General features: G+C 58.8%; 24 protein-coding genes. 8 read left to right on the forward strand and 16 right to left on the reverse strand.

What is annotated here, in order from left to right; genetic code table 11:
- Positions 1-116: 116 nt before the first annotated feature.
- The gene (locus BLT54_RS06240) at positions 117-1,607 is read left to right on the forward strand and encodes an aldehyde dehydrogenase family protein (RefSeq protein ID WP_074642278.1); all 1,491 of its coding nucleotides are present in this window, start codon (positions 117-119) and stop codon (positions 1,605-1,607) included.
- On the opposite strand, the gene BLT54_RS06245 is transcribed toward BLT54_RS06240, so the two are convergent.
- Complete coding sequence (locus BLT54_RS06245; protein ID WP_074642280.1) at positions 1,604-3,073, reverse strand: aminotransferase-like domain-containing protein; 1,470 nt, start codon at positions 3,071-3,073, stop codon at positions 1,604-1,606. The genes BLT54_RS06240 and BLT54_RS06245 overlap by 4 nt on opposite strands.
- Positions 3,074-3,399: 326 nt before the next feature.
- On the opposite strand from BLT54_RS06245, the gene BLT54_RS06250 reads away from it, so the two are divergent.
- The 4 genes from BLT54_RS06250 (at position 3,400) to BLT54_RS06265 (ending at position 7,849) form a co-directional block, all read left to right on the forward strand.
- On the forward strand, positions 3,400-4,545 hold the full coding sequence (locus BLT54_RS06250; RefSeq protein ID WP_074642282.1) for an extracellular solute-binding protein: 1,146 nt from the start codon (positions 3,400-3,402) through the stop codon (positions 4,543-4,545).
- A gap of 78 nt (positions 4,546-4,623) precedes the next feature.
- Positions 4,624-5,739, forward strand: a complete 1,116-nt coding sequence (locus BLT54_RS06255; RefSeq protein ID WP_074642285.1) for an ABC transporter ATP-binding protein — start codon at positions 4,624-4,626, stop codon at positions 5,737-5,739.
- Positions 5,736-6,659 carry an ABC transporter permease gene (locus tag BLT54_RS06260; RefSeq protein WP_074642287.1) on the forward strand — a complete coding sequence of 308 codons (924 nt, stop codon included), beginning with the start codon at positions 5,736-5,738 and terminating at the stop codon, positions 6,657-6,659. The genes BLT54_RS06255 and BLT54_RS06260 overlap by 4 nt, the downstream gene beginning before the upstream one ends.
- Complete coding sequence (locus BLT54_RS06265; RefSeq protein WP_074642289.1) at positions 6,656-7,849, forward strand: ABC transporter permease; 1,194 nt, start codon at positions 6,656-6,658, stop codon at positions 7,847-7,849. The genes BLT54_RS06260 and BLT54_RS06265 overlap by 4 nt, the downstream gene beginning before the upstream one ends.
- A gap of 65 nt (positions 7,850-7,914) precedes the next feature.
- On the opposite strand, the gene BLT54_RS06270 is transcribed toward BLT54_RS06265, so the two are convergent.
- The 10 genes from BLT54_RS06270 to BLT54_RS06315 all read right to left on the reverse strand — a co-directional run bounded on the left by BLT54_RS06270 (position 7,915) and on the right by BLT54_RS06315 (position 16,864).
- Complete coding sequence (locus BLT54_RS06270) at positions 7,915-8,370, reverse strand: VOC family protein (protein ID WP_074642291.1); 456 nt, start codon at positions 8,368-8,370, stop codon at positions 7,915-7,917.
- Between the two features lie 76 nt (positions 8,371-8,446).
- A complete protein-coding gene (locus BLT54_RS06275; RefSeq protein ID WP_074642293.1) occupies positions 8,447-9,250 on the reverse strand; it encodes a creatininase family protein in 804 nt (267 codons plus the stop codon).
- A complete protein-coding gene (locus tag BLT54_RS06280; protein ID WP_074642295.1) occupies positions 9,247-10,173 on the reverse strand; it encodes an isopenicillin N synthase family dioxygenase in 927 nt (308 codons plus the stop codon). Before BLT54_RS06280 ends, BLT54_RS06275 begins: the two co-directional genes overlap by 4 nt.
- Positions 10,174-10,176: 3 nt before the next feature.
- Complete coding sequence (locus BLT54_RS06285) at positions 10,177-10,794, reverse strand: NAD(P)H-dependent oxidoreductase (protein WP_074642298.1); 618 nt, start codon at positions 10,792-10,794, stop codon at positions 10,177-10,179.
- Positions 10,795-11,400, reverse strand: a complete 606-nt coding sequence (locus BLT54_RS06290) for an NAD(P)H-dependent oxidoreductase (RefSeq protein ID WP_074642300.1) — start codon at positions 11,398-11,400, stop codon at positions 10,795-10,797.
- Entirely contained in the window at positions 11,397-12,812 is a 1,416-nt protein-coding gene (locus BLT54_RS06295) for an FAD-binding oxidoreductase (RefSeq protein WP_083351713.1), read from the reverse strand. Before BLT54_RS06295 ends, BLT54_RS06290 begins: the two co-directional genes overlap by 4 nt.
- Positions 12,805-14,100 carry a cytosine deaminase gene (locus BLT54_RS06300; RefSeq protein ID WP_074642303.1) on the reverse strand — a complete coding sequence of 432 codons (1,296 nt, stop codon included), beginning with the start codon at positions 14,098-14,100 and terminating at the stop codon, positions 12,805-12,807. Before BLT54_RS06300 ends, BLT54_RS06295 begins: the two co-directional genes overlap by 8 nt.
- A gap of 9 nt (positions 14,101-14,109) precedes the next feature.
- The gene (locus BLT54_RS06305) at positions 14,110-14,964 is read right to left on the reverse strand and encodes an ABC transporter permease (protein ID WP_074642306.1); all 855 of its coding nucleotides are present in this window, start codon (positions 14,962-14,964) and stop codon (positions 14,110-14,112) included.
- Complete coding sequence (locus BLT54_RS06310; RefSeq protein ID WP_083351722.1) at positions 14,961-15,740, reverse strand: ABC transporter ATP-binding protein; 780 nt, start codon at positions 15,738-15,740, stop codon at positions 14,961-14,963. The genes BLT54_RS06305 and BLT54_RS06310 overlap by 4 nt, the downstream gene beginning before the upstream one ends.
- 116 nt (positions 15,741-15,856) lie before the next feature.
- Entirely contained in the window at positions 15,857-16,864 is a 1,008-nt protein-coding gene (locus tag BLT54_RS06315; RefSeq protein ID WP_074642311.1) for an ABC transporter substrate-binding protein, read from the reverse strand.
- Positions 16,865-17,116: 252 nt separating this feature from the next.
- On the opposite strand from BLT54_RS06315, the gene BLT54_RS06320 reads away from it, so the two are divergent.
- Positions 17,117-17,512 (forward strand): RidA family protein, encoded by a 396-nt coding sequence (locus BLT54_RS06320; RefSeq protein WP_245707957.1) that lies wholly within the window; start codon positions 17,117-17,119, stop codon positions 17,510-17,512.
- Positions 17,513-17,529: 17 nt separating this feature from the next.
- Here the strand turns inward: BLT54_RS06320 and BLT54_RS06325 are convergent, their stop codons facing one another.
- The 4 genes from BLT54_RS06325 to BLT54_RS06335 form a co-directional block, all read right to left on the reverse strand.
- Positions 17,530-18,474, reverse strand: a complete 945-nt coding sequence (locus BLT54_RS06325; RefSeq protein WP_074642315.1) for a PHP domain-containing protein — start codon at positions 18,472-18,474, stop codon at positions 17,530-17,532.
- 193 nt (positions 18,475-18,667) lie between these two features.
- Complete coding sequence (locus BLT54_RS06330; RefSeq protein ID WP_074642318.1) at positions 18,668-19,297, reverse strand: ParA family protein; 630 nt, start codon at positions 19,295-19,297, stop codon at positions 18,668-18,670.
- Positions 19,294-19,464, reverse strand: coding sequence for a hypothetical protein (locus BLT54_RS22495; RefSeq protein ID WP_176832834.1), 171 nt, complete (start codon positions 19,462-19,464; stop codon positions 19,294-19,296). The genes BLT54_RS06330 and BLT54_RS22495 overlap by 4 nt, the downstream gene beginning before the upstream one ends.
- A 90-nt stretch (positions 19,465-19,554) precedes the next feature.
- On the reverse strand, positions 19,555-19,764 hold the full coding sequence (locus BLT54_RS06335) for a hypothetical protein (RefSeq protein WP_074642320.1): 210 nt from the start codon (positions 19,762-19,764) through the stop codon (positions 19,555-19,557).
- A 129-nt stretch (positions 19,765-19,893) separates the two neighbouring features.
- On the opposite strand from BLT54_RS06335, the gene BLT54_RS06340 reads away from it, so the two are divergent.
- Both BLT54_RS06340 and BLT54_RS06345 read left to right on the forward strand, forming a co-directional pair.
- Entirely contained in the window at positions 19,894-20,856 is a 963-nt protein-coding gene (locus BLT54_RS06340; RefSeq protein WP_074642323.1) for a 2-hydroxyacid dehydrogenase, read from the forward strand.
- 234 nt (positions 20,857-21,090) lie between these two features.
- The gene (locus BLT54_RS06345; RefSeq protein ID WP_009570667.1) at positions 21,091-21,372 is read left to right on the forward strand and encodes a hypothetical protein; all 282 of its coding nucleotides are present in this window, start codon (positions 21,091-21,093) and stop codon (positions 21,370-21,372) included.
- Positions 21,373-21,389: 17 nt separating this feature from the next.
- On the opposite strand, the gene BLT54_RS06350 is transcribed toward BLT54_RS06345, so the two are convergent.
- A complete protein-coding gene (locus BLT54_RS06350; protein WP_074642327.1) occupies positions 21,390-22,058 on the reverse strand; it encodes a L,D-transpeptidase in 669 nt (222 codons plus the stop codon).
- Between the last annotated feature and the right edge of the window lie 66 nt (positions 22,059-22,124).

The following is a 22,124-nucleotide window of genomic DNA, read 5'->3' on the forward strand; positions in this document are numbered from 1 at the left end:
GCATGTGGCCAGCGGAAACGATTTGGCGGTCCAGATCAAGGCAGAAGCCAATCTGGCCCTATTGAATCATTTGGCTGGCTCTGTCCGGGTCTGATTTTTCCGGCAATGGATGGGGGATGAACAGCATCGCATCCACTTTCCCCGACGCCAGCGCCGTCATCGCGCATTACCACAACCTCAATCTTGTGGGCGGCGAACGCGTGCCTGTGGGGGTGGGGCTGGATGTGTTGAACCCGGCCACAGGCGCAGTTTTGGGGCAAGCCGCCGCGTCAAAAGCCACCGAGGTTGACGCCGCCGTACAGTCCGCCAAGGCCGCCGGGGGCGCCTGGGCCGCGATGCCTGCCCGCGAGCGTGGCAAACGGGTCGCAAGCGCTGGACGTGCCTTGGCCGAACACGCCGAGTTGGTGGCGCAGGTCTTGGCGCGCGAGACCGGCAAAGCCATCCGCACCGAATGCCGCGGCGAGGTCGCGGTCTCCGCTGACATCATGGAATTTTACGGCGGGCTGGGGTCGGAACTCAAAGGCGAAACCATCCCGTTCAACCCGCGCATGTTGACGATGACGGTGCGCGAACCCTTGGGCGTTGTGGCGGCCATTGTGCCGTGGAACGTGCCTTTGGTGTTGATGATGCTGAAAATCGCACCGGCTTTGGTGGCGGGCAATACGGTGGTGGTGAAAGCCTCTGAGGAAGCGCCCTTTGCCACCTATTTGGCCGCAGAGATCGTGATGGAACACCTGCCTGCGGGCGTGTTGAACGTGATCAACGGCACGGGCCCGGACTGTGGCGCGGCGCTGACCGCGCATCCGGATGTGGCGAAAATCACCTTTACCGGATCTGAGGCCGTGGGCGAAACCGTCTACAAAGCCGCCGCCGAACGGATCGTGCCCGCCTCCTTGGAATTGGGCGGCAAAAGCCCGATGATCATCTGCGCCGATGCCGATCTGACCAAATCCGTGGCGGGGGCGATTTCTGGCATGCGGTTCACCCGTCAGGGCCAAAGCTGCACCGCCTCGTCGCGGATTTATGTGCATGAAAGCCTGTATGACGGGTTCCTCACCGCCTTGACCGCCAAACTCGACGCGCTGGTGATTGGCGATCCCTTGGATGAAGCCACCGACATCGGCACAATCATCAACGCCAAACAGGCCAAGGTGGTGGCGGAGTATGTGGCTTTGGCCGAGGCCGCGCCGGGGGCAAAGGTTGTCCGCTGTGGCAAGATGCCAGAGGGCGCGGGCCTGTCGCCGGATCTGTTTGCGCGGCCGACGCTGTTGCTCGGTCTGTCCGAAGATCATCCTTGCGTGCAAAATGAGATTTTCGGCCCTGTGGCGGTGATCCAAACATGGTCCGACTATGAGGACGTGATCGCGCGCGCCAATGACAGCCGCTATGGTTTGGCCGCAACGGTGTGGACCCAAAGCCTGTCCGTCGCCTTGGATGCGACGGCGCGGCTCAACGCGGGCTATGTGCAGGTGAACCAAAACCTGACGATCCAACCCAATGTGTCTTACGGCGGGTTCGGGCGATCGGGATTGGGCAAAGAGGCGTCCTTGGAGGCGATGTTGGCGCATTTCACCCGCTCGAAGACCATCGTGATGAGTTTCGATTAACGCAGGCTGTCAATCGCCAGTTTCAATTCGCCGATCCCCGGCGCAATCTTGGCCAGATCAATCGCCCCAAACCCCAGTCGCAATTGATTGCGCGGCGGGTTGGGGCGCAGGTAATGCAGCGTGCCGTTTTCCACCAAAACCCCGCGCGCCTCGGCAGCGGTGAACACCTCGCCCGCATCCATGCCCTCGGCCAGGGCCATCCAGACGCCGGAGCCGCCAGTGGTCATCGTCGCCTGACAGTCGGGCAATTGCCGGTCTATTTCGCGCAGCATCATGTGCCATTTCTCCGACATGGCGCGGCGGTGGCGGCGGATATGGGCGTCATAATGCCCCTCAGAGAGAAACAGCGCCATCGCGCGCTGCGCCAGTGCCGACGGGTGACGATACATCAACCGCCTCAGCGCGCGCAGCTCTTTGATCACCGCGCGGTCGGCGGCGATAAAGCCAAGCCGGATGCCCGGAAACAGCGGTTTCGTGAGCGAGCCGACATGGATCACCCGACCGCAGGGGTCAAGCGCCTTCAAGGTCGGATGTTGAGCGCCCAAGAAATTCAGCTCATGTTCGTAATCGTCTTCCAGGATCAGGAAATCATGGAGTGAAGCCGCCTCGATCAAGGCCAAACGCCGCTCCATCGGCATGGTCACATTGGTCGGCGATTGATGCCCCGGCGTGACGTAAACCATATCGGCCGTTGCCAATTCTGGACCGGGTTTCAATCCCTTGCGATCCACCGGCGTGGGCACAATCCGCGCACCATGGGCGGCAAAGATGTTGCGGGCATCGACATAGACCGGGTCTTCGATATGGATTTCCTTGCTGGCATCGGCAAACAATTCCGCCACCATCCACAGCGCGTTTTGCGCCCCCACCGTGATCAACATCTCGTCGGGGTCGGCGCGAAACCCGCGCTGGGGCAGGACGCGCCGCGCGATCTGTTCCAACAAAAGCGGATCGTCGCTGTCGACCAGATCATCCGCCCATGTGCCGACATGGCGCGAGGTGCCCGCACGGCGCAAACAATCGCGCCAGCGCGCCACCGAGGTCTCATCGCGCCCGACCTGACCATAGACGAACGGGTAGGGAAATGTGCGCCAGTCGCTGCGTTTGGCGATATTGGGTTGGGTGGTGTAGCGCCGGGCATAGGCACGGGTGAAATCGGGGGCAACGGCGCGTTCTTGCGAGCGGTGCGGCGGTGAGACGTTGAGTTTTTCGCGCACGAGGTTTTCGTCGATGAAATAGCCACGCCGGGCTTTGGCGGTGATGAACCCGTCTTGGTTCAGCCGCTCATAGACGATGGAAATGGTGTTGCGTGACACACCGATGGCGGCCGCGAAGGCGCGCGACGAGGGCAGCGGATCGACGGGTGACAGCGCGCCGTCGAGGATCGCCTGAATGAGCCGTTCCTGGATCTGATGCTGCAAGGATGCGCTTTGATCAAAGGCGGGGGTAAAATAGCGTTCCAACATGGGGGCGCACCGTTTCTTTCATTGTCTCTTTCATTGCCGCTGTCATTGCCGCTGTGTTTGACCAACTGGATCATATTTTCGCCCGCATGCTGGGCAGGGCTGGCCCCTAAGCGCCATTCTATTGAGCATCGCGGCGAGGTACAGGGGCGAAACGCGTTCTGGACCCATATTTTTCTACAACTGGCTCTAAATACGTCAGACGGGCGACCCCTAGGCTTTTCTGATAAGCGGCAATGGGATGATCCCGTGCCGTGGCTCGACCAAATGATCCTTTAACATGGCGCAAAAGCGCGGCGAGCCAGCCAACCAAGTTCACGGGGAGTGACATGAAGACACCCAATTTCACCAAATCCGAAGGCGTCGCTCGACGCGGTTTCCTCAAAGGCTCCGCCGCAGTGCTGGGCGGTCTGGCGGCACCTGCGCTGGTCAGCCGATCCGCGCTTGCCTCCTCGGGCGAAATCAACGTGATGATGTGGTCCGATTACCTGCCGGAAAGTTTCGTGACGGCCTTTGAGAGTTCTACGGGCATCAAGCTCAACTTCACCGGCATCGGCTCCAATGACGAGATCATCAACAAACTCAAAGCCACCGGCGGCGAGGGGTTTGACATCGTGTCCCCGACCGTGAACCGCAATCTGTTGTGGGCCGAACTGGGCCTGTTGCAACCGTTTGACATGTCCAAAATCGCCATCGACAAAGTCAATCCGGCGATGGCTTTGGGTGAGAAACATTGGAATTTTGAGAGCAAAGGCACGTTCTGGGTGCCGCATATCTGGGGCACCGAAGGCGTGGCATGGCGCACCGATCAATTCACGCCCGCGGGCGAATTTCCGTCCTATTACGACATCTGGGATGATGCGAATGCGGGCAAGACCATGGGCCGGGGGCATTCGATGATGCTGGGGCTTGGTCTTGGCATGGAACGGCTTGGCCTGATGGAACCGGGGTCGATGTGGGCGGCCTATACCACGCCTGAGAAGATGGCCGAAGTTTGGGATGTTGTCCTTGACCATGCGCTTGAAAAGAAAGGAAATATCAAGCTGATTTGGAACGATTCCGACACTCAAAAGAACGGTCTTTTGAATGAAGGTGTCATCGTCGGTCAGACCTGGGATGGCCCGCCGATTGCGCTGAAAAACGAAGGTGAGCCGGTGATGTACCGTGCGCCGATTGAGGGCGCGATGGCGTGGGTTGACGGCATGGCGATGCCGACGGGCGCGACCAACATTGACCAAGCCTATGCCTTTATCGACGCCTGTTATAACTCGGAATGGGCGGGTGAGGCGATCAAAACCCACGGGTACAACTCGCCGGTTCTGGGGGCGGATGCCTTTGGCGGCGACGTCTACGCCAAAAACTTTGCCGATGCCTATCCGGGCGATGCCTTGGCGAATTTGAACGCATGGCCAGCAGAGGCACCTTGGTATTCGGAAATGCGCACCGAATATACCAATAAATTCCTCTCGGCCTGATCTGGGTCACGGGCCGCTCTGCGCCTTTTGGCGTGGGGCGGTTTTCATTTTGATGGCCCACAATAATAAGGCGATACCATGCCAGAGACCTCCCCCGTCAGTTCCCCCGACCGCTCTGTTCTCCTCGATCATGTCTCCATCCGCTTCGGCAATTTCACCGCCGTCGACAACGCCAATCTCAAAATCAATTCCGGCGAATTCTTTTCCTTTCTTGGCCCTTCCGGCTGTGGGAAAACCACGCTGTTGCGCTGTATTTCGGGGTTTTCCGAACCCACCGAAGGCCGGGTTTTGATCGGCGCGAAAGACATGAAAGGCGTGGGTCCGAACAAACGTCCGACCGCTTTGATCTTTCAACATCTGGCGTTGTTTCCGCTGATGTCTGTGGCCGACAATATCGCGTTTCCACTGGAAGTGCGCGGCGTGGGCAAAAAGATGCGTCGCAAACGCGCCGAAGACCTGCTTGATATGATTGCGCTTCCGGGGATTGGCGACAAGAAGGTGTCGGAACTCTCTGGTGGGCAAAAACAGCGCGTGGCGATTGCCCGCGCTTTGGCGGTGGAGCCGGATATTTTGCTGTTGGACGAACCGCTCTCTGCGCTTGATCTGAAGCTGCGCCAACATATGCGCACCGAGCTGCGCGCCATTCAACAACAGGTCGGCGTGACCTTTATTTACATCACCCACGATCAGGGCGAGGCCTTGACCATGTCGGATCGGGTGGCGGTGATGAGCAAAGGCGTGATCGAACAGGTCGGCGCACCGGATCAGATTTACAACCGACCGCGTTCGTCTTTTGTGGCCTCTTTTGTTGGTGAAAACAATGCATTGAAGGGTATTGTTAAGGTCCAATCTGAAGATATGGCAGCGCTTGAAACCCCGATGGGCACTTTTGAGGCCCGCGTCGGTGGCGGGCGAAAATATAAGCCCGGCGATGAGGCGTTGCTGTTTGTGCGGCCCGAACAATTGGTGCCGGGCAAGGCGGAAAACGCGTTTCAGGCCACGCTGTCGCGGCAAGAGTTTGAAGGTGCCACCAACCATGTGTTTGCCCGTGCGGGCGATACAGATTTGCGCATCTCCATGGTCAACGGGGGCCTTGCGGGCAGCGTGGGCAGCACGGGCGACACGATGTCACTGGGCTTTGCACCGATGAATGCCACGATCCTTCCGGTGGGTCAGATCGCGAGCGAGGCATGAAACATGTGACACGGGCTTATCGCGCGCTGGCCAATCGGCATGGCATGGGCGCGGCGCTGTTTGTTGCCATCGCGGTGACGCTTTGGGTGGTGGTGTTCATCACCCTGCCGCAACTGTCGATGTTGGATTATTCCTTCCGCTTCAACCTGCCCGCCGATCAGATCGGCACCGAGGCGGATCACTACACGCTGTCGAATTTTCACAGCTTTTTCTTCAATGCCGATGGGTCTTTGAACAGGTTGGATTTGGTCATTTTGGGGCGCACCCTTTTGGCCGCCGCCATTGTCACACTGATTGATGTGATCATCTGTTACCCCATCGCCTATATCCTTGCCCATGGGGCCAAAGGCGTGGCCGCGCGCTTGATGGTGATCGGGTTGATCATCCCCTATTGGATCAATGAAATCCTGCGCGCTTTTGCCTTTCGTGTGCTGTTTGGGGCCACGGGTGTGGTCAATACGGTGGGGATGCAGATGGGGCTTTGGGACGTGCCGGTGGATTTCATCCGCGCCGATGTCGCGCTCTATTTTGGCCTGTCCTACGCCTATATCCTGTTGATGATCTTCCCGATGTACAACGCCATCGAGGCGCTCGATCACACTCAGGTCGAAGCCGCCCGCGACATGGGTGCGCCGCTCTGGCGGGTGCATTGGCGGGTGGTTTTGCCGATTGCCAAGCCGGGGATCGTGTCGGGCGCGACCATGGTGTTTATGCTCACAGCCGGGGCCTTGGCCGCGCCGCAAATCCTGGGCGGGCCGTCAAACCTTTGGTTTACGCAGGTCATCTACCAATGGTTCAATGAAAGCTCCAACTGGCCGCGTGGTTCGGCCTATGCGGTGGTGTTGCTTTTGACCTGTATCTCTTTTGTTTTGCTGATGATGCGGGTGTTTAAGGTTTCTGTTGGGGAGATCGGCAAATGAGCCGGGCGGTTGTTTTTGGCGGTGCTTACGCCATCGCGTTTTTCTCCTTTCTGTTTGGCCCGCTGATCATCATGGTGATCACCGCCTTCAACTCGTCGAAATTCCCCCGCATTGTGCCGTGGGACTGTTTCACGACAGGGTGGTTTGCCGAGTTGTTCGGCAACCAACGCCTGATGGAGGGGTTGTTGAACTCCGTGATCATTGGGGTCGGCGTGGTCGCGCTGGCTGTGCCCATCGGGCTTGCGGGGGCTTTGGCTTTGTCCGAATTGCCCTCGAAACTGCGTGCCATGCTTTACACCGTGTTGATCCTGCCGATTCTGATCCCCGGTGTGGTCTTGGGCATCTCGACCATCGTGCTTTGGGGCCAAATTTCGCGCGGGCTGGGCGGGGCGGTGCAGGCCGGGATGTACAACGGCTATTTCCTGACCATTGTGGGCCAGATCACCTTTGTCTCCGCCTATGCGATGTTGGTGTTCATCGCCCGGTTGCAGCGCTTTGATGCGACCCAAACCGAGGCGGCTTTGGACCTTGGCGCCACGCCGGGTCAGGCGTTTCGCAAAATTTTGCTGCCCTTTATGGCCCCGGCGATTGGCTCGGCGGCCTTCATCACGCTTCTGGCGTCGTTCGAGAACTACAACACCACGGTGTTCACGGTCCTCTCGGAAAGCACATTTACCACGGCACTTGCCTCAAAGGTGCGTCATGGCACCGATCCGTCGCTCTCCGCCCTCGCCGTGATCATCATCACCATCACGCTGGTCGGAGCCTTGACCAACGAAGCGGTGCAGCGGCGCAAAGAGGCGGAACTGGGCGGCAAGGCGTCGCGCTCGCCACTCTACGCCAACCCGCTGACGCGCGCGCTGACCCATCCGGGCGTGGTGTTTGCGATCCTCGTGGCGATCGTGGCGACGGTGTCTTATGTCGGCTCCAAACACGACAGCTCGGTCTGTGAGGCGGCGATTTTGCAAGACAAACTCGACCGCCAAGCCGAATTGCGTGCCGCGCAAAAGGCCAAGATCGAGGCGCAAGAGGTGGAGCAAGGCATCACCGTGCCAAAACCCGAAGGCGGCTTTGGTGGGGCGTTCGGTGGCCTGGGCGGTGCGGCACCGGTTGCACCCGCAGCGCCGAAACCCGAGGGCGGCTTTGGCGGGGCGTTCGGTGGTATCGCACCGCCCGCGCCAAGCGAGTGAGGTCCGGGGGATCAGGTGAGACAAGGCTCCCGAAGGGGAATTCGGGGGTCTTTTGGGGTGGGGTGTCAGGCCTTCGGTTTTTCACCGCTGAAGGGCTGTTCCAGTTCTAAGATGTTGCCCTCCGGGTCACGCAGGTAAACGATCAGATGAGGATGTTCGTGGGTGCCGAAGTTGGTGACTTCACCCAGTAAGCTTCCGCCACACTTTAGAACCTCGTCGGTGGACGCCTGCAAATCACGGACCTCAAATGCGATATGGGCATATCCGGGCTCGTTGACGGCTGGCATATGTCGTTCTATCGCCTCGTCGAACTCCATGATCTCCAAGAATGGCCCATCATCATCTGGCAAGTTCAACCAAATTGAATAGATGTTCGAATCGGGCAGACCATTGCCGCGCGAAACATTTTCCCCAAATAACCGCATCGGTGTGCGCCGATCAACAAATCCGAAGACCTGTTTGTAGAATTTCGCGAGGGCTTCAGCATCGCGCGCGGTTAGACTGACGTGTAATAGCCTCATAACGGTCTGCCTCTTTTTGCCTGGAGCAGCTTCGCTTGGTTTCCCGTCTGTTGCTACAGAAGATGCACCAACGGGATCAATCCGGGATGGTCCGCGCGTAGCCCTCAGAGGACAGTTCACGGAACTCTTTGAGCATCTTGATAAACCCCGCCACTTGATGGGCGCAGGTGGCGATGCCTTTCTCGGCTGTGGCCAAATGCGCTTCGCCGACTGTGCCTTTGGGGTTCAAATCTTTCGACACCCATGCGAGGTTCACCGGACCAATCGGAGAGATCGGCGCGGTTTCTGCCGTTGAGCGGAAATCTTCGGCTTTGGACATATCCACCAGATGCGGTTTGAAATGCAGCATCAGCGAGGTCTCAAGATCGCCGCCGTGGATGCCGTAAGTGCTTTCCTGTGCCGAATACAGGCCCTCGGGCTTGCCGAAATTGCCCCATTGGCATTTCACCACCATCATTCCGGCCTGTACGCGCAACTCGCGGCCCAAGATCGAGATCAGGTCCAAATTGCCGCCGTGGGAATTGACGATCACCATTTTTTTCAGGCCGGCACGCGCCACCGAAAGCCCGATCTCGGTCCAGGCGTCGAGCGCGGTTTTGGCGGTGTAGGTCAGTGTGCCCTTGGCGTGGATGTGTTCGTTCGATTTGCCGACGGCTTGCACCGGCAGGATCAGGATGTTGATGTCCTCGGGGCAGGTGGCGCGCAGGTGAGTGAGCATGCCTTCGTTGATGTACTGATCGACGCCGACGGGCAGGTGCGGCCCGTGTTGTTCAATGGCGGCGGTGGGCAGGATGACGATGGTGTTTTCCGGGTCCATATCGGCGAATTCCGTGGTGCGGAACTCGGCCCAGTCATACCTTTTTTCGGCAAAACGTCTCATGTGATGTCCTTTGGAGTATAGGTCGCGTCCAACCGCGAGCGCAGATAATCGGCCCCCGTTATGGCGGCGTATTTGGCCTCTCCCGTGCCGGGCAGGGCGGTGATCACGCTGTCCGGGTTCGGGTCGAGGAAAAAGGCGATGGAGCGGCGGGCGGTTTTGGGTGGCAAGACCCGATGCGGGGTCGAGACATAGATGTCATTGCTCCACCGCATCAAACAGTCACCGATATTGACCACATAGGCACCGGGCACATGCGGTGCGTCGATCCAATCCAGACCGCGCGGTTTGACCTGAAGTCCCCCCACGCCATCCGTCATCAACAGGGTGACAGAGCCGTAATCGGTATGTGCGCCCGCGCCGATGCCCGTCCCGTCCGTTGCGGCCGGATAGGAGAGCACGCGCAGGGTCGCCAAGGGGGCGGTGAAATGCGGGGCGAAATAGTCCTGTGGCAGGTTCAGATCCAGTTCAAACGCCCGGTGCAACGCGCGCGACAGGGCCCAGATGTGATCGTAATAGGCCAGCATGGTGTCGCGAAACCCCTCAACCTCGGGCCAGATGTTGACGCCCCGGAAAGGCTCGCCATTGAGAACGCGCGGATCGTCGGCGGCCAGATCAAGCCCGACATTAAAGGCCTCTTTGCGGTCCATTTGGCCGGAGGTTTCGTCCAGCGCCTCAGAGCCTTCACAGGCCCAGCCGCGATTGTGCGGGTTGTTGCGAATGTCGACTTTTGATTTTTCGGCCATGGGACGCGCGAAAAACATGTCGCCCTTGGCAAAGACATCCTTGATCAAGTCGTCGGGAATGCCGTGGCCGGTGATCAAAAAGAACCCGGTTTCGCGACACGCCCGGCCCAGATCGCGCACGAAACCGTCGACATCCTCACCTGTGGTAAAACGTTGCCAATCCAGAACAGGAATTTCCATTTGTTATCCTTCCTTTGGGGTTGGGGTGGCGATCAGTTTATCAAGCCGCTTTTGCACCCGGCTCAGGTGTTTGGCGCGGCTTTCGGGCGTCGAGCTGTCCATCAGGAAATGCGCGGCAAAGGCGGTTTTACAGCGTTTCGCCAAGATGATCCGCAGCCCGCGCATCAACGTGCGCTTGCCCGGCGCGCCAACCAGAAAGGTCAGCCAACGGGATGCACCGCAGGTCGTAAACACGCCCAGTTTGGTGATATGGGTGAGGCCGGGTTTGATGTCCTCGCCGGGGGCTTTCGGCATGATAAAGGCCACATCAGGCACCAAAGCGCGGTCCAACCAGCCCTTGAGCATCGCGGGCAAGCCGTACCACCACGTCGGGTAGACAAAGATCAACGTGTCGCACCACTCAAGATCGGCGCAATCGCGGTCGACCCGTTTGCGGTTCTCCGGGACGGTCTCGTAGAGTTCGTGATCCTGCGCCGACATGACCGGATCAAAGCCTTCGGCATAGAGATCGCGCAGCCGCAGCTCGGCCCCGGCGGCTGTGAGCCGTGCGAGGACCAAATCGCGAATGCTGCGGTTGAATGAGGTCTCGCGCGGGTGGCAATAGACAACAAGCGCGCGCATTTAAAACGCCTCCATTTCTCGGCGCACCCGTTCGAGATGCGCCTTGAGTTTTGGCGCGGTGTTGCGGTTCATGTCATAGAGGCCGATGTATTTCTTTTTCGGCATGCCGCAAGCGTACCACACCGCGCGGGTCACGGTTTTGCGGGGCGGATCGGCGTTTTGGATCGCGCGCCAACGGTTGCCGCCATAGGTGGTGCAGGCGTAGAGCTTTTTGATATTGGTCAGGCCGGGGCGGACCTTGCCATCGACCAGTTTGAAACTGATCCCCGGTAAAAATACCCGATCCAAAAAGCCTTTGAGGATCGCGGGATAGCCGAAATTCCACACCGGAAACACCATGACCAAAGCGTCGGCGGCTTTGACGCGCGCGACATAGTCTTTGACCGGTTCGATGTTTGCGGGTTCCTCATGGTAGCCCCGGCGCTCGATCTCGGTGAGCACCGGAGAAAAGCCTTCGGCGTTGAGGTCGCAATCATCGACCTCCCAGCCGGATTTGGTCAGTGTGCCGACGACCACCTCATGCACCGCCGCGTTAAAGCTTTCGGGGCAGGGATGGGCGTAGAGCACCAAAACCCGGCCTTTGGAGGCTGTGCGGGTTTGGGTCATTCGGCGGCCTCAGGTTTTGGGCGGATGCCTTTGTAGGAATACATGTCCGAATAGTCGAAATCGGGCTCATCCCAAGTGATCATTTTGCCGGGGTTCAAAAGGCCTTTGGGGTCGGCTTCGCGTTTGAAATCAAGCTGACGTTGGTCTGCCGATTGCCGTCCACCTTCTTCCAATGTGTAGCGATGCGGGTTGAAGATCATACATCCCATCGCCTCGTGATCGGCGACCAGTTGATCCAGGTCCGCCTTGCTCATCGGTTGCACGATGGGCAGACCGGCGTATGAAATCCCGCCGCCTTCGCGCATCACTTCGAGGTGCATGTAGAGCTTGCCTTCGAAGGCTTCAGAGGCGGTCATGACCTTGTCCACATCGCCGCCGTAGCGGACCTGGAGATAGGTCAGGTCTTTCTCAAATTTCAGCGCCCGCAGCGTGGTGTGGTTCCAGCCATATTCATAGATCGGGCCGGGGTGACGGTCCCAAACCACATCGTCGGAGCGGTAAATCACCTCACCCTCGTCAAACCGGGCCAGAAGCGTCAGGAATCCGTCCATGGAGTGCGGCGCGACCATCAACCCACAGAGGTGATCGTCCTCGGTGACATGGGCTTTGACGCGCTGGAAATATTTATGCGCAATCGGCGCGCCATAGACAGACGCGAGTTTGATCAGAATGCCCGGTTCTTTGGTGAGCGCCCCGGCAAATTCGGTCGCTTTGCGGAAGGTGTCAAAGCGCACGAACATCTCGACCCAGTCATAGGCGGGGGCGAGCGGCATTTCGAGTTCGGTGATGATGCCGTTGGTGCCGTAAGCGTGGCTGACCCGGTGCAATTCTTCGCCAGTGAATTCCAACACGCGCGGCTCGGCCTCCATGGTCACAACGCGCAAGCGGTTGATGTTGCCGAGATCGCGCAGCGCGCCCCAGTTGGCCGATCCAACCCCGCCAGAGCCACCGGCGACAAAGCCGCCAAGCGAGGCTTGGGAATAGGTCGAGGGGAACATGCGCAACTCCTGACCGGATTTTTCTTTCAGCTCGGCATCGAGTTCTTTGATGATGATGCCGGGTTCGGCGACGACATAGCCTTGGCCGATCTCTTTGATCTTATTCATGCCGGTGATGTGCATGACACAGCCGCCCGCCAAGGGCATGGCTTGGCCGTAATTGCCGGTGCCGCCGCCGCGCATGGTGACGGGAACGTCATGGGCATAACAGACCTTGAGGACGTCGATGACCTCGGCTTCGGATTTCGGATTGACGACGAAATCGGCCTCAAGATGGTCCATTTCCGCCTTAAGAACCGGCGAATACCAAAAGAAATCGCGGGATTTGTTGCGGATGGTGACGGGGCTTTCGTCCATTTCAATGTGGGACAGCGCGGCCTTGGCGGCGGCGATATTGGGGTTCATGTCAGACATGGGATTTGCTCACAATTTGATCGAGTTCACTGTAGGACGGCAGGCTGCGGTCAATGGGATCTCCGTCCCGTAAAACCACCCGGTCGGCCTGTGGACGGGCAAACAGCTCGGTCCAGTTTCGTGCGTTGCACAGGACCAGATCGGCAGGGGCGCCGGTGGTCAAAGAGGGGGCGTCAAAGCCACAGGCGCGGGCCGGATTGGTCAAAAACGCCTCGGTCCAATCGGTGCGGCCATGATCCAAATGGCAAATCCGCGTGGCTTCGCGCATGACCTCGATCATGTCGAGATCGCCGTAGCCGTAAAACGGATCGCGGGTGTTATCAGAAGCAAAGGAGACGTTGACCCCCGCCGCTTTCAACTCATGCGCCATGGTCACGCCGCGCCACCGCGGTGTGCGGCCCGGAGTGCGGTCTTGCAGATACATGTTGCACATCGGCAGGGAGACGACATTCAACCCGGCCTTGGCCACCAGCGCGATGATCTCGTTCGCGGTTTCCTCCGGCATCACCGAGATCGAACAACAATGCCCGACGGTGACGGTGTTTTGAAACCCAAGCGCCAAAACGGTTTCGGCAATGGTGCGCAGGGTGTCGGAGGTGGGATCGTTGGTCTCATCGACGTGAAAATCGACATCCAGATCATAGAGCATGGCGAAGTGAAAGAAATCCAACAGCCGCTCTTTCAGGTCCGGCACCGGATAGGTGACCGCGCCAAGCGTGTGGCCGCCCTCCGAGACGATTTTGGCAATCGCCGGGAAATCGCCCTCATCGCGGAAAATCCGGTCAATGGCGACCAGACAGGAGGCCTGAAGCTCAATCTTGCCGCGCCATGTGTCCTGCATTTTGGCAATCACGCCAAAAGATGAGGCGGCGAGATTGTCCAAACTGTCGATATGGGTGCGGATCGCCTTGGTGCCATGGGCATAGGCGCAGCGCAGGGAAAAATCCATTCGCGCGGCGACATCCTCGGCCGTCCAATTGGCGTGATCCGCGCGCACTGTGTTGAGCGCGCCCATGAAAGAGCCGTCCGGGTTTGCGGCCCGAGGCCAAATATGCCCCTTGTCCAAATGCGTGTGCATATCGACAAAACAGGGAAAGACCATCGCGCCTTTCATATCAAATCTGGGGATCACAGTTTCGGCTGAAGCTCCAGCGTCCGTTGATGTGATCTTGCCATCTGCAATGGTCAGGTTGGTTTGGATAAGATCCCCCTCAAGGCCCATGAGGCAGGCCGGGAGGGTGACGTTTTCAAGTATCTTCGCGCCGCTGGGCAGAACGCAAAAGCTCATTCAGGTTCCTTATGACTCCCGTTTGATCGCACTTTCGTGCCATTTATGAAGCAGCGCATGGCTCAAAAGCGAGGCTGCGGTAAAGATCACGACGCCCGTGGCCGCGATCAAAAGAAGCGCCGCGAACATGCGCGGAATGTTGAGGCGATACCCCGCCTCAAGGATGCGAAACGCCAGCCCCGATCCGATGCCACCCGTGCCGGCGACATATTCGGCCACCACGGCGCCGATCAAGGACAGACCACCGGCAATGCGCAAGCCGCCCAAGAAATACGGCAGCGCGGTCGGCAATTGCAGATAGCGCAGCCGTTGCCACCGGGTCGCGCCATAGATTTTATACAGATCGCGCAGGTTGTGGTCGGTCGAATTGAGGCCCAGCGTGGTGTTGGACAGGATCGGGAAAAACGCCACAATCCACGCACAAAGCAACAGGCCCGCCAGACGGTTTTCGACATAGATGAAAATCAATGGCGCGATCGAGACCACGGGCGTGACCTGAAGGATCACCGCAAACGGGTAAAACGACATCTCGAAATAGCGCGATTGGGTGAACAGGATTGCCAGTCCCACGCCACCGATCACCGCCACAGACAGAGCGGCCAAGGTGATTTTCAGTGTCACCACGAGCGCAGAGGACAACATGCCCCAATCGGCGATCAGAGTTGTGATCACAAGGCCGGGACCGGGCAAAATATAATGCGGGATGTCATTCCAGACCACGACCCGATCCCACATGAAAATCGCAAAAGCGATCACCACAACGGGCAGAACCCATTTGGCGATGCGTTCGCGGTTTTTGGCGCGGGCGTGGCGCAGTTCTTCTTCGTCCACCACAAGCGGCGTGGTCATATCGGTCACACTCATGCGGAAGCCCTCGCGCCATGTTGGTTCATTGCGCCATGCAGCGCCTCTGAGGCCTTGCGGCACAGATCGGCATAGGCGGCGGAGGTGCGGAAGTCTTCGGTGCGCGGGTAGGGCGCGTCGACCGTGACCTCTGAGGACACCCGCCCCGGACGCGCCGCCATCACAACGATGCGGTCCGAGAGAAACACCGATTCAAACACCGAATGGGTGACAAAAATCACCGTGCATTTCAATTTGTCTCTGAGGTCCAACAGATCGTTGTTCAGTTTGTGCCGGGTGATTTCATCCAAGGCGGCGAAAGGTTCATCCATCAGGATCAACCGCGGCTCTGTGACCAAGGCGCGGGCGATGGAGACGCGCATTTTCATGCCGCCCGAGAGTTCGCGCGGATAGGAGCGCTGAAACTTCTCAAGGCCAACCATGTTGAGGGCCCACATGATTTCGTCCTGCACATCCGAAAGCGATTTGCCGCGCAGGCGAAACGGCAGCCAGACGTTTTGTTCGACCGTGGCCCAGGGCATCAAGGTGGGCTCCTGGAACACCACGCCCAAATCACCAGAATTCTGACCGCCTTCCCAGGAAATCTGGCCAGAGGTCGGTCGCATCAGCCCGGAAATCAGCCGTAAAGCCGTGGATTTACCACATCCGCTTGGCCCCAAAAGCGAAATGAAATCGCCCTGATTGACTGTGAGGTTCATCTCTTTGAGCGCCACGACATTGCCGTTGAACACCTTGTCGATATTCACCATGTCCAAGAGCTTTTCGCGCTGGCCCATGGGCGGGATTGTGTTGGGGGAGGTCATGTTTACCTGCTGGTGTTAGAGATCACGAGGGCGGGACGAACGGATCGCGCCCCCGTGTGGGATGTCCGGGCGTGCTCAGGCCAAAGGCCTTATTTGAGATCCATCCCGACTTTTTTATTGGTGAAGGCCAAGGTGTACGCGGCGGAATAATCAAGCCCCGCCTCGATCACGCCCGCCTCGACCATTTTGTCGTAGAAGTCTTTGATCTTTTCATCGGTCATCGCCCCGATGCCCAGTTCAAGCGCGTCGCCGCTATCGACGATGCCTTCGGATTTCATTTTCGCGATGGCAAAGTCGATCTTGTCTTGGGTCATGTCCGGGTTGGCCGCCATGATCATTGCATCCGCGGCCGAGTGATCGCCATAGATGTAATTGTACCAGCCTTTGGCCGAGCCATCGACGAAACAGGCCACAGCTTCGGGGCTTTCATCAATGGTTTTCTGCATGGCTTCGATGGTGGTGGCATAGGTCGAATAGCCCGCATCCGCGATCAGGAACACGTCGGGGGTGAACCCGCCTTCTTTTTCAATCACATAGGGTTCGGAGGACAGGTAGCCCTGCATCGCTTTGCCTTCATCGGCAAGGAAGGGTGCGGGGTTGAACGTATAGGGTTCGCGCTGCTCGGCGGTAAAGCCATAGGCGGCCATCATCCATTGGTAATAAGAGGCAAAGCCGTTGTCACCGATCAACAGCGTCAGCTTGGTCAGATCGGCAAATGTTTCCGCTTGGCCGGGATGGGCGATGATCACCTGTGGGTGTTTTTGAAACGTCGCGGCCACGGCCACAACCGGGATGCCCTCTTTGGCGGCATTGAAGGCCTGCAAAAGATCGCCGCCCATGTGGAACTGAATCTTATTGGCCAGCAACAAGGCGCGGTTGTTCACCTGTGGGCCACCAGATTGAATGGTCACATCCAGGCCGCATTCGGCATAGGTGCCATCTGCGACCGCTTGGTAATAGCCACCGTGCTCAGCCTGAGCCAGCCAGTTGGTGCCAAAGGTGACCGGGGTCAGATCGGCGGCCGTCGCACCCGTGAGGGCGGCGGTGGACGTGGTCGCGGCAAGGGTCAGCCCCGCGAGGACGCGTTTGAGTGTCATGTAAATTCTCCGTGGGTGAAATTCCGAAGACCATCCTAGCGAGCGGTTCCGGGGGGAAGGGTAGGGCGGGGCGGCGCTTTTGATTGGGCAAACGTGAATTGCACAATTCTGCGGCGATTTTCTGGCCGGATGGTCAAATATCATGCGATAGACGGGGATTTCGGATGCGCCATTGTACACAATTCGGGTCTTTTTCGGTGCAACCTGCCATGCAGAGGGCATGCGACCGAATCTCAAATGGATGTGCCGACGATGAAAAAAGCCCTGACGCCCCCGAGTATTGCCGCGCCTTTTGGCGCCTATTCGCATGGGATTGATGCGGGTCCGGGTGGGCGGATCATCGTGACGTCGGGTCAACTTGGCCTTGCCCCCGATGGCACCTGTCCCGAGGGCGTCAAAGCCCAGTCAGAACAGTGTTTCGCCAATATTGACGCGATTTTGACAGAGGCGGGTGCAGGACGATCCGATGTGATCCGCATCGCCGCGTTTGTCACCCGGCGTGAAGATTTTGCGACCTATATGGCGGTGCGCGATGCGTGGTTGGCGCAGGTCGCGGTCAAACCCGCCTCCACCCTGATCATCGTCACGGGTTTCACCCGCGCAGAGTTTTTGGTCGAGGTCGAAGTCACGGCGGTCGCGCCGGTTTGAGGCGCGACCGGATTTGATTATTTTTTCGGCATTTTATAGGCCGGGTTGGGCATCGGATTGGACCATGCCCGTTTTCCGGCCCGGTCCAATACCGTCACACGCACCCAAGGGCTGTTGTAAAACCGCCCCATCGGCACCTGCGCCTGGGTCAGGCTTTCGCCATGGACCGCCGTGGCGGCGCTGCCATGGCCCTGAACAATCACGGAGGAGACGGCGGAGCACTGCACCGTCATCGCTTTGTCGCTGACCTCAACGTGGCGCAATTCCGGGCCTTGCGAGCTATAGAAATCGCCGCGTTTGAGTGCGTCCAAAAGCGCCTCAGGGCTGTTCTCTTCGGATTTGACCATGACCCAACCGCCGAAATGGTCGGGTTCGGAAAAATGCGCGTCATCGGTGGCGATCAGGGTCAGATCACGGCCTTCCGAGAGCAGCAAATCGGCATAAAACGCTCCATCTGCGCGGTCACAGCCCATGGCGCAGCCGTGGTTGTAAATCTCGACCGCATGGGCGGCCTCGATCGAACGCGCGTCAGAGAGGGACATGCCGGACCATTGCGGATGCGCCACGGCGACAAAAGCCCCGGCGTCGCGGGCGCGTTGGGCAAGCTCGGGCCCGGTTTCTTGGTCGTCCACGGGCACAAAGGCCGGGCTGTTGGAGGGGGTAAAATCGGCGGGCAGGCCGACCGCGAGAATATGCCAAAGCTCGCCATTCTCCATCGCGCCGGAATGCAATTCGGCCCCAAGAATGGTGGTAAACGCGTCATCGCGAAATGGCACAGTGTCGGCCAGTGGATAGTTGTAAACGCCGACAAAATGATCGGTCAGGGCAATGAAATCATAGCCCTCGGCCTTATAGCGACGGCAGACCTCGGCGGGGGCCAATATCCCGTCGGAGAGCGTGGAATGGGTGTGAAGATTGCCGCGATAAAAACGGCCCGTGGCGGTGAAGGCGGATGGGATCATGCGCGTAGTGTCCTCTAAGCGGTGTTGCATGGAGGTAGCGCCGAGCTGTGTCGCGAATATGACAGTCATGAATATGACAGTCGCGAATATGACAGTCGCGCGGGCGACCTGCCTTTGCCGGGGCAGATTTGCCGATTCTGACCGCTTCGTCATGCGGCCAGAGGGCAAAATCTGTGGGCCAGAGCGCCTGAATTTAGAGTTTGACACCCATGCGTTTGAGCACCGGCTGCCATTGCTGTTTGATCGGGGTGAATCGTGCCTGTTTTTGGTCGAAAATTGACAGGCCTTCGCGGGCCAAATCGACATAGGCGGCGCGTTCCGAGATCATGGTCACAAGCTCCTGACCATTGGCCGCCAGGAATTCCTTTAGCAACCGTGCATCTTTGCGCCTTGGATCAATCCGCGACCCAATGGGCAGGATGTCGATTTTGTCTTTTTTGATCTGTTTGATGTCGCGCAGGGATTTCAAAAACCCTTTGGCCGCCAATTCGTCAAACATCGAGGCCATCACCGGGGTGACCATGACGTCGGCGTCTTTCAAAAACGGTTTTGCCTCCTCCGCGCCAAACCCCGCACCACTGTCGATCACCAGCCATTCGGTCTTTTTGGGCACAGAGGGCCGCGCCGCGCCGGACCAATCAAGCAGGGGGATATGTGGCGCATAGGCAGAGCGGCGTTTGCCCCATTGGCGCGCCGATTGTTGCGGATCGGCATCGGCCAAAGCGACCTTGAACCCCGCCGCTTTCAACGCCGCGGCCAATGTGATCGCCGTCATGGTTTTGCCGGATCCCCCTTTGCTGTTGGCGACCAGTAGCGTTTTCACGAGGACGATCCTTTCTTGCTATTTTTCTTGATGAATTTCTGAATATGCTCGCGCAATTCGCGTGAGGCCGAGGTGCCGGTTTTCTCGCAAAGCGCGACAAAGTCATCCCGGTCGGCCTTGGGCAGGCGAATGATCAAGCTGCTGTCTTTTTTGCTTTTGGGGGGCATGTGATATCTCGGTTCGGGTTGAACTTTGTATATACGTTTGTGGGCGGTCGTCAACCGTCTTTCCCGAAAAACCTTTAGAAAAGCCACAGATTAAATCCGTGCGCTGGTGAGATTTTCGAACCGATCAAGCATCAGACCGCGGCTGTCGGTCATCCACTGGCCGACCACGCCCAGCCCCAAAGCGCCAGAAAGGCCGCCCATCGCCATCATGTCGCTGTTGAACCGGCCCATTTCCCAAATCAATATGCGACTCCAGAACGCTATTTCGGGCAGGTCGATCCCGACCAGTTCTTCGATCAAGGCGGCTCTGCGCAGGGGAAGCCCGAGGGGACATCGGGCAATTTACGCTTTTCCTCGCCGGGATCAAATGACACAGTCCGCAAGGCCGCGCGCCATACATGCTCTCTCGTTTTGAAAAGGACCCGCCCCATGTCTGACCTGCGTCTGTCTGATCCTGTGACCCTTATTTCTTCTGACAGCTTCACCCCGGATGAAATCGCGCGGGTCGAGGCCGTCGCCCCGGCGTTGCGTGCCGGAACCAAAGAGGCCCGCGAGGCCTTGCCTGCGGATCAGCGCGCCTTGATCAAAGCCATTGCCAACAAGGGCCATCGGGCGATTGATGGCGCACAAATGGACCTGTTTCCCAATCTCAAACTTATTGCGCAATTTGGCGTCGGCTATGATGCGATCGACGTCGGGGCGGCGACGGCGCGCGGGATCAAAGTGACCAATACACCGGATGTGTTGAACGAAGATGTGGCGGATTTGGCGGTGGCGATGATGCTGGGCTGGGCGCGTCACATCCCGCAAGGCGACGCTTGGGTGCGGGATGGCACATGGGCATCGGGGCGCGAATTGCCGCTCAATCGCAAAATGTCCGGGGCCAAGGTGGGCATCGCCGGGATGGGCCGGATCGGCCGCGCCATCGCCGACCGTTTGGCGGCATTCAACATGGAGGTTCACTATTGCTCACGGGGGCAAAAGGACACGCCCGGCTGGACCTATCACGCCGATGTGGTGGCTTTGGCGGCGGCGGTCGATTGGCTTGTGGTCGCCGTGGTCGGCGGGGACAGCACGCGCGGCTATGTTTCGCGCGCGGCCATCGAGGCGCTGGGGCCGCAGGGCGTGGTGATCAACATCGCGCGCGGCACATGCATTGACGAAGAGGCGCTGATCGAAGCGTTGCAACAGGGCAAAATCGCAGGTGCCGGGTTGGATGTGTTTTACAATGAGCCGCATGTCGATGCGCGGTTGATCGCGATGGACAATGTGTTGTTACAGCCGCATCAGGCGTCTTCGACTGTCGAAACCCGCCGCGATATGTCCATGGCGCAATGCGCCAATTTGGCGGCGTTTTTTGCCGGTGAGGCTTTGATCACGCCTGTGAACTGACACGGGTGACATCTGGCCCTCTGTCTTTCTCGAAAGAGGTGTGGCGTCTTTCTGCGCGACAGGCGGGCCGGAAATGCCTAAAGGGGAGTTAAAGCGTTTCGCGACAAACTTGGCTTAAAGCTTTGGCGTGACACGCGCAAACCCTATAGATGGTGAATGTGTTTCGTAAATAAGTTGTGTCTCAGCTTGGTTTCGAAACGCTTTGGCGATGAGTGACGCAAAAGGAAAAAGTCGATGAAATATGGTTTTGTACTGGCGGGATTGGTGGCTTTGGCGGGCTGCGCGGACCCGATGACACAGGTGACGCCGGAGGGGTTTCTCAAAGAGGTGCCCGAGAGCGTCCTTGCCCTCGCGGCCCCGGATCAAAACCTCAATGCCGTTCAGCTCAACCCCAAAGACGGCTGTTTCTGGTATCAGCATGTTGGTCCGGTCGAGACGACAATGTTGCCGCTGCGCACCCCGCGCGGCAACGTGATTTGCGCACAGCAACAAGAACCGCAACTGACGGCGATGTGATCTGAGGGCGGGTCGTGTCAGCTTTGCGCTGTGACGACCCGTTCCGCCGGATAAAGATGGGCGGTGGCGCCGGTGTCGACCCGATCATAGAGGTCGATCACATGGGCCATGACCATCCGCACACAGCCCGAACTGGCGCGCGACCCGATAGAACGCGGGTAGGGCGTGCCATGGATGCGCAGATAGGTGTCGCGGTTGCCAACGTAGAGATAGAGCGCGCGTGACCCAAGCGCATTGCGCGGACCCGGTGCCATCCCATCGGCGTATTGCGCGTAGGTTTCCGGCTCGCGCTTGATCATGTTGGGGGTCGGGGTCCAGGTTGGCCATTTCACCTTGCGTTTGATCGCATAGGTGCCGGGTTCATAGAGACCGTCCCGCCCAATCGCCACGCCATAGCGCATCGCAGTGCCGCCCTCTTCGATCAGATAGAGATAGCGCGCAACCGCATCGACATGGATGTCTCCGGGGACGAGACCGGCATTGGCTTCAACCCGGCGCGGCAAAAAGCGATCGTGCAGATCCCAGGGATTGGTGGTTTCAAGATCGAAATTCGCGGGTGTCACCTGTGCATCCCAGGTCTCCCAATCGCTTTTTGTCGCGGCCATGGCCGATGTCGCCACCGTGCCGAGGGCGGTGGCGGAAAACAGCGCGGTGGAGGTTTGAATAAAATGGCGACGGGTGAACATATGCGTGACTCCTTTGGGCAGCAGGGTGCGGTAGCAACCCAACTTTGCCATACTTAAGCTAACCCC

Source organism: Celeribacter baekdonensis (genome assembly GCF_900102315.1).
Lineage (GTDB): Bacteria > Pseudomonadota > Alphaproteobacteria > Rhodobacterales > Rhodobacteraceae > Celeribacter > Celeribacter baekdonensis.